The organism is Kitasatospora sp. NPDC059160, assembly GCF_042755465.1.
GTDB lineage: Bacteria > Actinomycetota > Actinomycetes > Streptomycetales > Streptomycetaceae > Kitasatospora.
In genome coordinates this window covers 29,623-44,200 of the sequence record NZ_JBHZCN010000051.1, presented here as the reverse complement: position 1 = coordinate 44,200, position 14,578 = coordinate 29,623, and the positions used below count along the sequence as shown (strand labels likewise).

Genomic DNA, 14,578 nt, shown 5'->3' with positions numbered 1-14,578 from the left:
CCCGGCCCGGTCATTCTGACCCCATGGGAGACAGAGCCAACGTCATCGTGGTCCGCGAGAACGGCACACATGAGCTGTACCGGACCGGGTGGGCGGTCGGAATCGACCTCGACCTGTTGGACGGGCCGGCCGCGGTACTCGCCATGCTTCCCGAACTCCACCAGGACGGCTGGTGGTTGGACGACACCGTCGCCCAGGGTGGGGTGCTGCTCGACCTCGGCCGAAAGGTGCTCCTGTTCTTCGCCCGGGAGGGCCCGAGCACTGAGCTCCGTCACCGCGCGGCCATCTTCGAGCTGATCCGAGTGGCGTGGCCGGGCTGGGAGGTCCGTTGGCTGTACGACGGCGCGGCCGAACTGCGCGCCTACGTCGGGCTGGACCCGGAGTACGTCCGGTGCCGCGATGCGGACCTGACCTTGGCCCCGTTCCTCGCTCCCGAGGCGGAGGATCTGGCCTGGCCCGACCCGGGCGGTGTGGTGGTCACCGTTGGCTCCGGTGGCTGCCACGTCGCCTCTGAGGCTTTCGACCACCCCGTCCGTGAGGGAGAGTCGCTGCTCGACCGACTGGCAGATGCCCCGGAGCACGGAGCCTGCCGCCTGCATGTCAACTCCGGTATCCACCTCGACCCGGAGCGCCGCCGCTTGGGCTGGTGGTCCCTCTCCTCCACCCCAGAGGCCTACCGGGTACCGGAGTTGTGGCCGGGCTGGACGGTGGAGTTCTGGAAGGACGACTGGGAACGGCACCGCCGCGCCTGCACCCGCTTCTACCCGGCGCCGTTCGACACCGGAGCGGAAGCCCGGGCCGCAGTCCTCGCCGAGGCCGGGGAGCGCCGGGCCACCCGGGCCCGCCACCGCGCCCAGCCCACCCCCCTGCGGGCCGCACCGCCTCGGGCCTGACCTCCGACAGCCGGCCGACATCACGGATTCAAGGCCAGCAGCCACCCCCGCCCGACACAGGAAGTCGACCCACCCGACTTCCTGTGCACCCCCACCCCCACCCCGCCACCGGCGAACCGACCACCTCGCCCACGACACCTCCGCCGTCCCCGAGCACTCCGGCAGGACTTCGACGTTCTGCCCGTCCGGAGCATCGCGACTGCGAGCGGCCGCCCGCAGTCGCACTGTCGGCCGACACGCGGGCCGATGCCGATGCCCCGCTGATCAATGGTCTTCCCCTGGCGACGTCGAAGCGAGGTGAGGCCCCTTGGCTTGTAGACGCTGCACGGTGGCAGCTGGCCTTTGAGGGCCTGATGGACCGGATTACGGGCCGGTTCATGCGGGTCGAACCCCGTCACCGGGTACGGCGGTTGATACTCGGGATGCTCGCGGCCCGCCGCGCAAGAACTGCTGGACGATCGCCGAGTGGGCCGGTGAGGCGACTCCGGACGGCATGCAGCACATGCTCAACCGTGCCGAGTGGGACGCCGACGCGGTTCGCGACGACCTGCGCGAATACGTGGTCGAGAACTTGCACGACGATCGAGCGGTGCTCGTAGCGGACGAGACCGGAGACATGAAGAAGGGCAAGCCACACCGTCGGCGTCCAACGGCAGTACACCGGCACCGCAGGCCGGATCGAGAACTCCCAGGTCGCCGTCTACCTGGTTACGCAAGCCGGCGCGGACACGCTGCAGTGGACCGCGAGTTCTACATTCCGCATTCCGCGCTCGTGGACCGATCAGCCCGACCGGTGCCGGGCGGCCGGGCTCGCCCCGAAGACCGAGTTCGCCACCAAGCCCGATCCCGTGCCAGCCACCACTGCCGTCAAACCGCCCGCTATGCCTGAACACACGCGCTCACGTGAGTGTGAAGCCCCAGGGGCGCACCCCCGCTTCACGACAACGGGCTTGTGAGCCATACCACTTCACCGCTGTCGTCCGTGGAAACGTGATCCCGCTCGAACCCGAGCTTCTCAAGGACACGGAACGACGGTGTGTTCCACGCGCCGACGGTCGCCCAGAGCCGCTTCCGCCCGGTCGCAATAGCGGCATCGAGCACCGCGCTGGCCGCCTCGGTGGCGTAGCCACGTCCATGCGCACGCTGGAACAGCTCATACGCGATCTCAGGCTCCTCTACGGTGGAGCGGCCGATGATCAACCCGCAATAGCCGATGAAGTCGCCTTCGTCACGGCGCTGGATGGGCAACAGGGCGATCCCCGTGGTCTCCGTTGCGGTGAGCAGCTTCGCGATGGCCGTCCGAGTGTGCTCAACCGTGGGCGTCCCCTTGCCGCATTCGGAGAGGAGGGCGCGGAACTCAGCGGCGTCCGACTCGGCCCACGGCCGCAGTATCAGCCGCTCGGTCTCAAGGTGGAATGACATCGTCTCGTACGTGGACATGCCCCTACTCTGCCCCGCGGATCGTCACGAACTACAGCTGGTACTAGTGAAGTCCGAACTCCGCGCAGACGGCCGCAAAGGCTTCTGCCGGGTCGGACGTCTCCGTGCGGGTGACGCCTTCGACGATGAACGGAGCCTGGCCGTGCGGACCCGAATCGACCTGGACGCAGCTGGAGTCGATGCTGAGGAAGTACACGTTGTCGTCGTCGCCGGGATGGGTCACCTGCACCCGTTCGACCGTGAGACCGGGCAGAAGGCGGCGGGCGCCGCCGAGAACAGCGTCCAGCGGTCCACCGCTACGGTCCGTCGTCCCCCACAGTCTGCCCTTGGTCAACGGTTCGCTCATACAGTGCATCATCCAACGCTTCACGTGCGCTCACAGCAGGAACGAGCCCTGGACTTGTCCTTTGACTGTTCTTAGCGGTTCGTCGGAGCCTGGTGCCCTTCTTGTGGTGGGCGGGCCGGTTCCCCCCGCCGCTGGGCAGCCTCTCGACGGATGGCAGGAAATCGTCCGGCGCTTGGCGCCTCCGCGGCCGTAGGCATCAAGTCCTCTCCCTCTTGGTCGAGTTCAGGGTCACGCGAAGGCCGTACCGCAGCCTCAGGAACACTCGGACGAGTGGGCGATCAACGCCCCGCCATCCGTCGTGACCGCTCGATTCGAGCGAGGGAACCGATCCCCACCACGGTGAGAGCAACGACACCGAGTTGCTTGACCGTGTCTTCCCAGAGCAGGTCGATCATCCACTGAACTATGCCGTGCGTTTCATTCACAGGAGTGATCGTATACAGAGCTTGAGTGCGTTCTTGCTGGTGAGAGCCAGATCGCGGCAACGATCTGGTGTCATTTGCACGCGGTGGCCGTGCGGCGCCCCCGGGAGTGCCCGACAGCTGATCACCGGGCCGGCCCGCCTGTTCGAAGCCGGACGTTGAACGACAAGCCCAAAGGTTGAAGAACAAACTTGGGGCGCGTCCCGCAATTGATCTTTGAGTGGTTACAGCCGCGCGGGCCCAGCCCCGTGAATAGGCCTGTCCAGGACGGCTGCGACGCCGTGACCACACCAACCATCCCGAGATTATGGCCTTGGTGTGGTCGGGTCCGCGGGTCTGTCCACGGCCAGGAGACGGAGGTCGCCGCTCCAGCTCTCGCAGCGGACGCTGCCCGATGGGAAGTCCAGCTCAAGCGCCACACGCCCTGTTGCCGGCTTCCACTCCTGCCGGACTTCGAGCACCGCCTCGCCGAGGTGGGCCGCGAACGGGGTCTCGTCGCCTACAGGCAGAACGTCGATCCGACCCCAGTCGCCCATGTCGAACCCGTCCTCAGGCCCGGAGGACTCGACCATGAGGCACCAGTCCGTGCCGCTGGCAATGTTGGTGGACCCGTTTCGATCGTCGATCAGCCACACCTCGACCGGGCCGTCGCCAGGGTGTCCGTCGTGAATGTGCCACGACGCCAGCACCCCGACGAGCCGGCTACCGACCAAGGACGAGGGGTCGATGCCGGGTCCGTGCAACGGGCAGGCCGGGTTCAAGAGCTCCACCCGGGGACCGTACCGCGACCGTCAACGCCCCCTCACCTACTTGAACGGGGCAGCCTTAGACGACCGCGCTCCTGTCGCTGCGCGTTCTCCAGTGGCGCACCGAGGCGATCGTCAGGATGACCGTCGCTGCGGCGATCGAGACGGCCAGGGTTGCCGTCCAGGTGGCTCTGCTGGCCGGGGGCGAGAACGCGGCGGAGAGGCTGAGCCGGCGTGCGCTTTCGATGATGACCAGCACGGGAACGGCCATTCGGGCAGGAAGGTCGCGCAGTTGTCGGCTGCGGGCCGTGTTTCCTGCGGCGCCGAGAAGCGGGCCGAGGACTGTCGCCGCCGAGCACCACACTGTGACGTGGTCGAAGACCTCGGCCCAGGAGATGTGGATGTCCGTCCCCATGGGGTCGGTGTTGAGGTCGAAGGTCCGATAGCCACCTTGGAGAACCTTGACGAGGTAGTAGGCGAGGACCCCAGTGATCAGGGCCAGTGGCGCCATGATCGCGGCCTTGAGCCTTGTGGCCTGTGAAAGGCCGACGAAGAAAGCCAGCGCAACCCAGGAACATCCGGTGCTCGCAACGATGTGAACGGCCTGGACGGCGTCATCGTCGACGCCGATGAGCAGAGGGCCGAGGCAACCAAGAGAGGCACCGGCGGCCAGTCCGGCGACGTACGGATGAATTCGGAATCTGGGCCATTTCGCGGCCACTCGGCACCTCACGGTATGTCCGATACTTGCAGGTCAATCGGAGCCGGAGCCCGTCGGCAGGGCTCCGGCCGTCGAGCCGGCCCCGTGGGCCCTAGTCCTTACCCCAGTAGAAGCTGCAGCCCCGCGCCCAGCCTCCCTTGACGGCGGCCTTCGCCCACTCCTTGGGGCCCTTCTGGTCCCTGTCGGTCACGTCGTCCATGACGACGGTTGCGTGGTGCTCCTGCTCCCCGTGGATGTACTGGGAGTAGCACTTCTTGAGGGCCCCGTCGCGCACCGTGCCGAAGTTCCAGGTGCCGCCCCCCACATTTCTGGTCTCCAGGACGGGCGACGCGTCCTCGTCGTCGGGCTGGAGCGTGACCCCGCCCCATTCCTCGGGGGCGGGCCCCAGCTCGGCGGGCCACTCGGTGACCTCGGAGACCGCGCCCGTGGTCGGCGCCGGATTCGCCGTGGGAGATGCCGCACCGGCGGGTACGCAGAGAACGCCCAGGGAGAGCGCCACCCCTGCGATACCGGCGGCTTTTGCCCGGTTGCTGCGCCATATCGTCTTGACTGCCATTGTTCCCGTTCCTTGGTCCGCATCGCGGCTGCGAATATCCAGCCCCGCGAACTGAATTGCCATCAGCTCGAAGGCGGTGCCAAGCTAGCAGCGTGAAAGATCGTTGACGATCTCTGCTGAAGACTCCTTGAGCTTCACTGCCGGTGGCCCGCGCCACGCGTGGGGGCTGTACGGCCGCACGCTCTGGCTCGACGACACCCGGCTACGGCGGTTGTCTGCGCGAGGAGTTCGAGGCCGAGCCGACCGTCCTCACCTTCCGGGACGGCACCTTCGAGCCGTTGAGGCTCTGATGCCCTACGCGAGGCGCGCCACGGCCAGGGCCAGCGCGCGGTCCAGCGCCGTCGAGGGGTCGCACGGGACGTCGGGCCGGACGCCGGTGCCCTCCCAGTTGGTGCCCGAGACCGGGTTGAGGGCGCGGGCGACGGGCACGCTGAGCTCCAGGTGGGGGTGCACCGTCCAGCCCTCGCGCGGGTGCGCGCCGCCCCGGGTGGCTTCCCCGACGATCTCGGCGCGGCCCAACTGCTGCAGGTCGTAGGCGAGTTCCTCGCCCGCCGAGAAGGTGTTCCCGCTCGTCAGCACGTACAGCGGCTTGCTGCCGCCGAAGCGGGCGCCGGGCACGAACGGGGGCGTCCAGGACTGCTCGGCCACCGCGCCCTGCCGCGAGAGCAGGGTGTTGAGGTGCGTGCGGCGGTCGAGCAGGTAGCCGCAGACGAAGGCGACCGTGTCCGGATCGCCGCCGGTGTTGCGGCGCAGGTCCAGGACGAGGGTGCGGGCGGGGGCCACCAGTGAGAGCGCCGCGGCCAGCGGCTGGGCCGCCCAGTCCAGCGGGAACATCTTGGGCCCGATCTCCAGGACGGCGACGCCGCCGTCGAGGAGTTCCACCCGTGGCACGCCGCCCAGAGAGGCGTCGAAGTCCCGCCGCATCGCGGCGAGTACGGCCGCGCCGCGCTCCGGCGGCACCGGCACGGCGTGGTACTTGAGGGCCAGGTGCAGGTCGCCGTTGACGGACCGCAGGTCGGCGGTGACCGCGTCGGCCAACTCCTCGACGTCCAGGGACCGGTAGCGGCCATCGGCGTTGCGGCGGCGCAGCAGGTCCGCCAACTGCTCGGCGGCGTCCGGGAAGACGTAGTTCTCGCCGACCAGGTCGGCGATCGACTCGACGACGGCGACGGCGTCCAGCGGCGCGGGCAGCGGCGCGTCCTGCGGCACGGGCAGTGACGGGGTGGAAGGTGTGGAGGTCATGGGAGGGAGTAGACCAGCGGCTTGCCAAAGCGTCAACCGTACTTAACGCTTGATCGGGTGAGCCACCAACCGGATGAAGACGAAGGCGACAGCGAGGACGTGCAGCGGATCACCACGCCGCTCCAGCACTCCGCACTCGCCCACCCCATGCGCCAGCGCCTGCTGTTCGCCCTGAGCACCCGGCCGTCGACGATCAGCCGGCTCGCCGCGCAGCTGGGGGCGAACAAGGGCAGCGTCTCCCACCACCTCCGGGTGCTGGGCGAGGCGGGGCTGGTCCAGGACGCGGGAACGCGACGGGTGCGCGGCGGCACCGAGAAGTACTACCGGCGGACCGCCGAACGCCTCCTCGTCGCCGAGCCCCGGGCCGAGGGCACGGCCGCGCTGTTCGGGGCCGTCGCCCAGGAGCTGGACCGCTCACCCGTCGACCACCTCATGACGCTGCGCCACCTACGGCTCAGCCCCGCCAAGGCGGCGAAGCTGGCCGAGGCGCTAGCCGCGCTGGTCGACGAAGCCGAGGAGGACCCGGAGGGCGAGCCGGTGCACGGCCTCCTGGTGACGCTCTACCAGCAGGCCGGGGCGTAGCGGGTGAGGACGTAGCGAGTGAGGACGTGGCAGGTGGGGGCGTAGCAGGTAGGGGTGGCGGCTACCCCTGGTCGGCCGCCGGTCGCAGATGGCGGCTGACGTCCCCGACCAGGGTGATCCGGACCCGGCGTGCCGCGAACCGCCAAGCGCCGTCGCGGTGTTCGAAGCGGTCGTGGTAGCGGCCGGCGGCGATGGGCTGGAGCGGAAGTCCGGGGAGGGCCTGGAGGACGGTGACGTAGGAGCGTGCCGTCGCCGTGCCCGCCGCCGGGTCGACGTCGACGGCGAGGTTGGTGGTGACGTGCTGGGTGCGCGGGGTGCCGTCCTCGTAGCGGATCACCGTTTCGCGGAACATCCGCTCGATCTCCGCGCGCCCGCGCAGGGGCTCGCCGCTGCCCGTGAAGACGGCGTCGGCGAGGAGCTCCCCGAGCCCCGTGAAGTCCCCGTCGTCGACCAGTTCGGCGTAGCGGGCGATCAGGTTCTCGACGGCGCGGTGGGCGGCGGCCTGGTCCCCGGCCGGGTGGTTCGTCATGGTCATCGCTCTCGGTGCTCGGCTGCTTCTCGCGGTACGTAAGGTTCGTGCGGGTCGTGGCGGACCGCGGAGTGGCGCAGCTGGAACGGCGAGCCGGCGGCGGTGGGCGTCCAGCCCTGCGACCGGGCGGCCCGGATCCCGGCGGCGACCTCGGCCGGCAGGACGACCTCGGCGGGCACCAGCCGGGGTACGGACGTCTCCGGCCGTCCGGTCTCCACGACGAGGGTCGGGCCGCGTCCTCCACCACGTAGCCGAGGGTGCCGGCGTCGTAGTCGCAGCACCAGTGCTTCCTGCTCATCCGCCAGCGGTACTCGACGCCGTCGACGACGATGCGACGGGACCCCTTCTTCCCCAGTGCCACGTGCTGCCCTTCCCCCCTGCCGGTTCGCGTACGTCGCCAGTCTCGCCGCACGCCACGCGCGTGTCACCGGGTTTACCCCGGGGCCCGGTCCCGGCAAGCAGGCCCGTAGCAGGCAGGCCCGGCCGACGGACCCGGCCGACGACCCCGGCAGAGCGGCCCTAGCCGAAGTGCCCCCAGCGGACGGCGATGATCAGCAGCACTCCGGCCGCGGTGAAGGCCGTCCCGGCGACGACCGTCCGGGCGACCGGGTGCCGGAAGCGGGGGATCTGCGCCGCGACCAGCCAGATCCCGCCGAACACCAGGAGCAGGCCGGCGACCTCGGCGAGGATCAGGCCCGTGTGGTGCGCGAGAGCGAGGCTCGCGGCCGCGGGAGCAGGGCTCATGTCCGGATCGTCGCGCTCCCGGGGGCCGGTGTCAAAGCGGCGGCGGGGCCGCTGTCAGAGCGGCGGGGGCGGGGGCCGGTGGCCGCGCTGGAAGACCAGTTCGGTCCAGGTCACGTCCGTACGGGCGTGCAGGTCGGACCGCTCGCCCTGGTGGAGGAGGTGGAGGCCGTGGGCTTCCGCCTGGGCGGTGGTGTGGTCGGGCGGGAGGTCGAACATGCGGCGGCCGGGCGGGACAAGGCCGTGGCGCAGGGTGAGGGCGAGGCGGGCGCCGGGGGCGAGGAGGCGGGCCACGGCCTGCAGGGCGGGCGGGCGTTCGGCGGGGGTGAGGTGCATCCACACGGCGGTGATCAGGACGAGGTCGTACTGCTCGCCCCGGGCAGTCAGCTCGGGCAGGTCGGGCAGGGCGTCGGCGATCCAGCGGATGCCAGCGCGGGGGTGCAGGCGGGCACCGACGGCGCGTAGTTCGGGGGTCGGTTCGACGGCGGTGACCCGGTGGCCGAGGGCGGCGAGGGCGGCCGCGTCACGGCCGGTGCCGGCGCCGATGTCGAGGACGGCGGCGGGCGCGGCCGGGTAGAGGTGCAGCAGGGAGCGGTGGACCTCGGCGAAGTCCACGCTCTCGTACTGGACGGCGAGTTGTTCCGCTGCCTCGCCGTAGCCGACCGTCCCCGGCGGGCGCTCCGAGTCGGCGGGGCGTATCGGTTCGGCGGGGCGCATCGGTTCAGCGGGGCGCATCGGTTCGGCAGAGCGTATCGATTCGGCGGATCGCATTCGGCTCCTCATTCGGATTCCCGGACGACGACGGCGTCCCCCGCGGCGGCCGCGCCGGCGAAGAAGTCCCGCAGGTCGCGCAGGTCGTTGACGACGCGGGCGGCCCAGGACTCGGACCAGGGCGGTTCGGAGTCGAGCTGGGCGACCCGCCGGGCGAGCACCGTGTCCTGCTGGCGGACGAGTTCGCCGAGCGCCGAGTCGCGCAGGAAGGTGAAGGCGGCGGCGACCTGGTCGGGCCGCAGCACCGGCATCCCGGCCCCGGTGTCACGGCGGGTGCCGCCGTAGACGGGGAGCCGGGCGGCCGGGTCGGGGTGGAGGCCGTTCTCGGTGAGGGCGAGTTCCATCAGGACGGCGGTCCGCCGTACGCCGAGGGCGAGTCCGGCGGCGACCAGCCGGTCGTACCGGACGTCGCGGCTCCGGGGCACGAGTTCGCCGAGTTCCTCGGGCGAACAGGCGTCCACGGCCTGGCCTGGCAGGCGGCGCCAGAAGTGATCCACGCTCACCCGGAAAGCGTAGCGAACCCGACGGCCGGGCGATCAGTGGCTCAGGCTTCGCCGGGGTGCCAACTCGGCCATTCCCAGGGGTGGTCGGCCCAGTGCACCTTGACGGGGTCGTGCGGGTCGAGGTCGGGGAAGAGCTGGTGGATGCGGGGTTCGAACTCCTCGGGGGTGAGGGGCTCCCAGCCGCGGCCTTCGAGGTGGACCAGGCGGTAGCGGCTGTCGGCCCGGAACTCGGCCACCTCGACCAGGTGTGCGGACGTGCTGTTGGTCTCCATGACCCCCAGCATGTGGGTCGGCGGCAATCAGCGCCTGTCCAGACCCCTCTTCCGGGTCATGTCCCGTGGTCGGCGCGCTCGTTGAGCACGGAAAGGTACGGCGGGGGCGGCGCTGGAAGGACGAGCACATGACTGGGCAGCCCACCGGAGGACAGTGGCAGTGGCCGTCGAACGCCTGGCAGCCACCTCCCGTCCCCCTCCCGATCCCGTCGCAGGCGGAGCCGTTCCGGGCGCAGCCCTCGTCGGCGGGCCCCCCGCAGGCCGGGCCCCCGCAGGCGGGTCCGCCGCCCGGCGGCACGCCTCCGCCGTTGCACCGGTCGCGGAGGGCCCGGGTGGTGGCGGCCGGCGGGACGCTGGTGGTGCTGGCCGCGTTGCTGGTGATGTGCGGTCCGGGGTCGGGTGACGACGTCCGGGTGGTGGCCCTGCCGGAGGCCTCGCCGTCGGCCACGCCGTCCGGCCTGTTGCCGCTCGCTCCGCCGGCCGGCACGCCCTCACCGTCCCCCGGCCCCTCCCCCGCGCCGGGGGGCGCCCCGGCCCTGCCGGGCGGTGACCCGGCCACGGCCACGGCGGCGGCAGCTCCGGGTAGCGGGGCGGACCGGAGCGGAGCCCCGCACGCCTCGGCCTCGCCGCACTCCAAGGGGGGTCGCAGCCCGCGGCCGAGCCCGTCCGGCCGCCCGGCACCGAACGCGGGCCCGGGGGCGCCGGGGCTGCCCTCGCTCGGTCAGGGGACGATCTGCGACCAGGCGGAGCGGATGGGCCGCTGGCCGACCGGTTCCGAGCAGGCCCGGCTCTGCCGCGGCGTCTACGGCTGACCGGAACCCGACGCCCGCACGTCCACCCACCCTCACGTCCCCACGGACCCACTCACACCCGCACGAGCGCATTACCACGGCAGGCCCGCGCCCGCCCCCGGAACGCCGGTAGTTCCCGAGGATCGGTGCCCTGCGGGGTGGCGGGCCCGGCAGTGCACGGCCCGGTGCACCAGCATGGTCGGCGAGAGGGCCGTCGGGAATCAACGGTGCGGTGGGTGCGAGGAGTTGCTCGGATGCAGATGCTGGCTGCATGCCTGTGGGGGCTCGGTGGTGCGGCTGCCATCGAGGCGTGGACCCTCCACGAGCGGATCAACTCCGTGGGCGGCTTCCCGTGGACGTACCGGGGGCAGATGAAGCTGGCTCCGTACGTGGTGGCGGTGGCGATCCGGCTGAGCGTCGGGGTGATCGTGACGGCGGCGTCCACCGCCTCGAACCAGGTGGCGGGCCCGGTGGGGGCGTTGGCGATCGGCATCGCGGCGCCGCAGATCCTGCAGCAGATGTTCGCGCGCGGCCCGTCGCGCGCGGACCTCCCCTCGCCACCACGGGGGGCCGAGCCGAGGTCCGGGCCAGGCTCCGGGCCGCGTTCCGGGCCGGGCTCCGAGCCGAGGTCCGGGCCCCGGCCCGGACCGCTCCGGACCCCGATCGTGCCCCGGGTGGACGGCAGGGTGAACGACAGCGTGAACGGCAGACTGGACGGCAGGTACGGCCCCGCCGACGGGGCCGACCAGCGGAGGAGGCGTCGTGGCCGGTGATTCCGTACGGGACGGACGGGGGTCGGCGGCCGGCCGGGCCCAGGAGCCGCCGGGCGAGGGCTTCCGGACCTGGCTGCGGGCCGCCCTGGCCTTCGAGCCGCTCCGGGTGCCCGGCCCGGGCGCGGTGCTCCACAACGCCGAGCTGGCCGGCGCCGACCTGTCCGGGGCCGACCTGCGGGCGGCGGACCTGACGGGCGCGAGCCTGGCCGGCGCGCGGCTCCACGACGTGGACCTGAGCTCGGCGATCATGACCGACATCAACCTCTGCCAGGCCGAACTGTGGCGCGCCGACCTGTCGGACGCGACGCTGGACGACGCGAACCTGTACGCCGCCGACCTGTCCGGCGCCAACCTGGTGCGGGCCCAGCTCTTCAACGCCCACCTGGCGGGCGCCCGGCTCCGCGACACCCGGCTGCCGGAGTCCGACCTGCGCTACGCCCTGCTCACCGGCGCCGCCATGGACGGGGCGGACCTGCGCCGGGCCCAGCTGTGCGGGGCGGTGCTGGCCGGGGCGACGCTGCGCGGCGGCGCCCTGGCCAGGGCCGACCTGAGCCAGGCGTACATCACCTCGGCGGACCTCACCGGCGCCGACCTGTCCCGCGCGACCCTGGAGCACGCCTGCCTCGCGGCGGCCGTCCTGGTCGACGGGGACTTCACGGGCGCCGGCCTGGCCCACGCCGATCTGACCGACGCGGACCTGACCGGCGCCCGGCTGGACGGCGCCGATCTGATCGGCGTCAGCTGGTCGCTGCGGACGGAGTGGCCCGCCCACCTCTACATGGACATCCGCAGCCGCTCCGAGGAGGTGGGGCCGGGGGTGTTCCGGATCGTCGGGGCGGACTCCCGCCTGGGGGAGCTGCCCCGCGAGCCGGTGCTGACCTGAGCCCGCGGGGCAGTGCTGGCCTGAGCCCGCAGGGCAGGGCGGGCAGTGCACCTCCCCCCGCCCCACCCTCACGGCGCGCCCAGCACCCCCTTGTCGATCCGCGGCGCCAGCACCCGGGCGAGGGTGTCCGTGATGTGCCCGGTGTCCCGGTAGAGCACCACGCCCTCCAGCACGGCCGGGCAGCTCGCCCCGCTGCCCGGGCAGAGCAGCGGCCCGAGGTCGAGGGTGCGCACGCCGTACCGGGCCGCGAGGCCGCCGTCGAGCATCGGGTCGGGCTCGAAGGCGGTGTCGCGCGGGAAGAAGCAGGCGTCGGAGCGGCCGTCGGAGGCGGCCAGGCAGGTGGGGATGTCCTTGCCCGGCATCGGGGTGTCGCCCAGGTAGGCGAGCGGGGCGCCGAGCGCGGTGAGGCGGTCGAGGGTGCGGGTCCAGCCCTCGGTGCGTTCCTCCTGGCTGCCGTAGCGGTTGAGGCCGGCCATCAGGACCAGCCGGGGCTTGGGCCCGGAGGTGAGCCGGGTGAGGGTGTTCTCGCGCCAGCGGTCGCACTCGTCGAAGGTGCGGCCGAGGACGTTGTTGCGCACGGTCAGGGTGGCCAGCGGGCAGCCGGGCTTGACCAGCACCTCCAGGGCCCAGTGCCGCTGCTCGGCGAGGGCGAGCCCGGCGGAGATCCACTGCCCGGCGTGCGAGTCGCCGAGCAGCACGATCCGGTCGGGGCTGTCCTGGTTGCCGAAGAGGCAGCGGGGGCTGCTGTCGGCGTTGAGCGGGATCTCGCAGCCCTTGCCGGGCGGGAAGTCCTCCCGGGCGCGGGCGAGCGAGGGGGTGAGGCCGAGCACCCGGGCGCCGGGGGCGAGCAGGGCGGGCCCGTCCACGGCTCCGGCGGGGGCGACGGTCGCGGTGTCCGCGGTGCCGCCGAGCGCGCGGACGGTGCCGCCGCCGAGGGTGAGCGCGGCGATCAGCGGGATGACGAGCGCGCTGGCGCCGACGGCGAGGCCGCGCCGGGGCGCCGGGGTGCTGCCGTACCGCAGGGGCTGTTCGACGAGCCGCAGGGTGAGCCAGGCGGGCAGCGCGCTGGCGGCGGTCAGGGCGAGCAGCACCGGCCAGGTCAGCTGGCCGTACCGGGCCTGGGCGATGGTCAGCACCGGCCAGTGCCACAGGTACCAGGCGTACGAGAGGCGTCCGGCGGCCCGCAGCGGGCGGCTGGCGAGGACGCCGCCGACGATCCGGTCGGCGGGGGCGGCGAGCAGCAGGGCCGCGGTGCCGAGGACGGGCAGCAGGGCGGCCGCGCCGGGGAAGGGGGTGGTGCGGTCGTACAGGAAGACCGAAGCGAGCACGGCCGCCAGGCCGGCCCAGCCGACCAGCCGCAGCACCCGGGTCACCGCCCGCCCGGAGCCGCGCCCACCGACGGGGGCGGGGACGAGGTCACGACCGGCGGTACGGCCCGCGGTTCGGGCGGCGAGGGCGCTGCCCAGCAGGGCGGCGCAGGCTCCGGCGGCGAACTCCCAGAGCCGGCTGCCGGTGGAGAAGTAGGCGAGCGGCGCCGAGGTCGCCGTCCAGCGCAGGCAGAGCGCCAGCGAGGCCCCGCCGACGGCCAGGGTGGCGAGGGTGATCGCCAGGGTCCGACGGCGCCCGTGCAGGTAGCGGGCGAGGCCGAGCAGCAGGACGCCCCAGAGCAGGTAGAACTGGTTCTCCACGCCGAGGGACCAGAAGTGCTGGAGCGGGCTGGGGTCGTGTTCGGCGGCGAGGTAGTCGGTCTGCTGGCCGACGAAGCGCCAGTTGGCGAACTGGCCGGCGGAGGCGATCAGGTCGTGGGCGAGGTCGGTGCCGCGCAGCGGGTCGAGCAGTGCGCCGCCGGCGGCGGCGGTCGCGACCAGGACGGTGGCGGCGGCGGGCAGGATGCGGCGGGCGCGGCGGGCGGCGAAGTCCCACAGGCCGATCGGGCGGCCGGTGAGCAGACCGGTGATCAGGAAGCCGGAGATGACGAAGAAGACGTCGACGCCGACGAAGCCGCCGGTCGGGCCGGGGACGGCCGCGTGGTAGGCCAGGACGGAGAGCACGGCGATGCCGCGCAGTCCCTCGATGTCGGGACGGAAGGCGGCACGGCGGCGGGGCTCACCCGTCGACGCCACGGTGCCGGAGGCGGTGCCGGTGCCGGTGCCGGAGGCGGAATCGGAGTCGGACGGAGAGGCGGAGGTCGAGGTGGTTCCGGCGGCAGCGGCCTGCCGGTCCACCCGGACGACTCCGGGCAGCAGTTCGTCCGAGGACGCGGACGACGTCGGTGGTGGTACGGCCGTTGACACGGCGGTGCTCCTTGCTGGGCTGGCAGCGGTGGTCGGGCCCGCCGGGCCGATGGGGCGGCCGGGCGGCGGGGGT

At 72.5% G+C, this 14,578-nt stretch carries 18 protein-coding genes; 6 read left to right on the top strand and 12 right to left on the bottom strand.

The features are described from left to right. Window positions 1-23 precede the first annotated feature (23 nt). Both ACFXOZ_RS22430 and ACFXOZ_RS22425 read left to right on the top strand, forming a co-directional pair. On the top strand, window positions 24-893 hold the full coding sequence (locus ACFXOZ_RS22430) for a hypothetical protein (RefSeq protein ID WP_380592276.1): 870 nt from the start codon (window positions 24-26) through the stop codon (window positions 891-893). A gap of 493 nt (window positions 894-1,386) precedes the next feature. Then, window positions 1,387-1,782: a transposase gene (locus tag ACFXOZ_RS22425; RefSeq protein WP_380592274.1), complete on the top strand. Its 396-nt coding sequence runs from the start codon at window positions 1,387-1,389 to the stop codon at window positions 1,780-1,782. Between the two features lie 47 nt (window positions 1,783-1,829). Here ACFXOZ_RS22425 and ACFXOZ_RS22420 read toward each other — a convergent pair whose 3' ends face one another. The 6 genes from ACFXOZ_RS22420 to ACFXOZ_RS22395 all read right to left on the bottom strand — a co-directional run bounded on the left by ACFXOZ_RS22420 (window position 1,830) and on the right by ACFXOZ_RS22395 (window position 6,366). Then, window positions 1,830-2,333, bottom strand: coding sequence for a GNAT family N-acetyltransferase (locus ACFXOZ_RS22420; RefSeq protein WP_380592272.1), 504 nt, complete (start codon window positions 2,331-2,333; stop codon window positions 1,830-1,832). 43 nt (window positions 2,334-2,376) lie between these two features. Then, window positions 2,377-2,679 carry a hypothetical protein gene (locus tag ACFXOZ_RS22415; RefSeq protein WP_380592270.1) on the bottom strand — a complete coding sequence of 101 codons (303 nt, stop codon included), beginning with the start codon at window positions 2,677-2,679 and terminating at the stop codon, window positions 2,377-2,379. A 727-nt stretch (window positions 2,680-3,406) separates the two neighbouring features. Continuing rightward, the gene (locus ACFXOZ_RS22410; RefSeq protein WP_380592268.1) at window positions 3,407-3,871 is read right to left on the bottom strand and encodes a hypothetical protein; all 465 of its coding nucleotides are present in this window, start codon (window positions 3,869-3,871) and stop codon (window positions 3,407-3,409) included. A gap of 55 nt (window positions 3,872-3,926) precedes the next feature. Continuing rightward, window positions 3,927-4,568 carry a DUF6518 family protein gene (locus ACFXOZ_RS22405; RefSeq protein ID WP_380592266.1) on the bottom strand — a complete coding sequence of 214 codons (642 nt, stop codon included), beginning with the start codon at window positions 4,566-4,568 and terminating at the stop codon, window positions 3,927-3,929. 91 nt (window positions 4,569-4,659) lie between these two features. Then, window positions 4,660-5,067 (bottom strand): lactococcin 972 family bacteriocin, encoded by a 408-nt coding sequence (locus ACFXOZ_RS22400; protein ID WP_380592264.1) that lies wholly within the window; start codon window positions 5,065-5,067, stop codon window positions 4,660-4,662. A gap of 351 nt (window positions 5,068-5,418) precedes the next feature. After that, window positions 5,419-6,366: a S41 family peptidase gene (locus tag ACFXOZ_RS22395; RefSeq protein ID WP_380592263.1), complete on the bottom strand. Its 948-nt coding sequence runs from the start codon at window positions 6,364-6,366 to the stop codon at window positions 5,419-5,421. A gap of 57 nt (window positions 6,367-6,423) precedes the next feature. Between ACFXOZ_RS22395 and ACFXOZ_RS22390 the strand changes: the two genes are divergently transcribed. Then, a complete protein-coding gene (locus tag ACFXOZ_RS22390; protein WP_375895683.1) occupies window positions 6,424-6,948 on the top strand; it encodes an ArsR/SmtB family transcription factor in 525 nt (174 codons plus the stop codon). A 61-nt stretch (window positions 6,949-7,009) separates the two neighbouring features. Here the strand turns inward: ACFXOZ_RS22390 and ACFXOZ_RS22385 are convergent, their stop codons facing one another. The 5 genes from ACFXOZ_RS22385 to ACFXOZ_RS22365 form a co-directional block, all read right to left on the bottom strand. Further along, window positions 7,010-7,483, bottom strand: coding sequence for a nuclear transport factor 2 family protein (locus ACFXOZ_RS22385; RefSeq protein ID WP_380592261.1), 474 nt, complete (start codon window positions 7,481-7,483; stop codon window positions 7,010-7,012). 513 nt (window positions 7,484-7,996) lie between these two features. Then, window positions 7,997-8,221, bottom strand: a complete 225-nt coding sequence (locus ACFXOZ_RS22380) for a hypothetical protein (RefSeq protein WP_380524321.1) — start codon at window positions 8,219-8,221, stop codon at window positions 7,997-7,999. Between the two features lie 54 nt (window positions 8,222-8,275). After that, a complete protein-coding gene (locus ACFXOZ_RS22375) occupies window positions 8,276-8,953 on the bottom strand; it encodes a class I SAM-dependent methyltransferase (RefSeq protein WP_380592259.1) in 678 nt (225 codons plus the stop codon). 44 nt (window positions 8,954-8,997) lie between these two features. Continuing rightward, the gene (locus tag ACFXOZ_RS22370; protein ID WP_375895671.1) at window positions 8,998-9,492 is read right to left on the bottom strand and encodes a hypothetical protein; all 495 of its coding nucleotides are present in this window, start codon (window positions 9,490-9,492) and stop codon (window positions 8,998-9,000) included. Window positions 9,493-9,533: 41 nt separating this feature from the next. After that, window positions 9,534-9,764, bottom strand: coding sequence for a hypothetical protein (locus ACFXOZ_RS22365; protein WP_380592257.1), 231 nt, complete (start codon window positions 9,762-9,764; stop codon window positions 9,534-9,536). 332 nt (window positions 9,765-10,096) lie between these two features. Between ACFXOZ_RS22365 and ACFXOZ_RS22360 the strand changes: the two genes are divergently transcribed. The 3 genes from ACFXOZ_RS22360 (at window position 10,097) to ACFXOZ_RS22350 (ending at window position 12,211) form a co-directional block, all read left to right on the top strand. Then, entirely contained in the window at window positions 10,097-10,576 is a 480-nt protein-coding gene (locus ACFXOZ_RS22360) for a hypothetical protein (RefSeq protein WP_380592255.1), read from the top strand. 233 nt (window positions 10,577-10,809) lie between these two features. Continuing rightward, window positions 10,810-11,328 carry a hypothetical protein gene (locus ACFXOZ_RS22355; RefSeq protein ID WP_380524328.1) on the top strand — a complete coding sequence of 173 codons (519 nt, stop codon included), beginning with the start codon at window positions 10,810-10,812 and terminating at the stop codon, window positions 11,326-11,328. Further along, a complete protein-coding gene (locus ACFXOZ_RS22350) occupies window positions 11,318-12,211 on the top strand; it encodes a pentapeptide repeat-containing protein (protein WP_380524329.1) in 894 nt (297 codons plus the stop codon). The genes ACFXOZ_RS22355 and ACFXOZ_RS22350 overlap by 11 nt, the downstream gene beginning before the upstream one ends. A 68-nt stretch (window positions 12,212-12,279) precedes the next feature. Here ACFXOZ_RS22350 and ACFXOZ_RS22345 read toward each other — a convergent pair whose 3' ends face one another. Further along, window positions 12,280-14,505, bottom strand: coding sequence for an acyltransferase family protein (locus tag ACFXOZ_RS22345; RefSeq protein WP_380592253.1), 2,226 nt, complete (start codon window positions 14,503-14,505; stop codon window positions 12,280-12,282). Window positions 14,506-14,578: the final 73 nt, after the last annotated feature.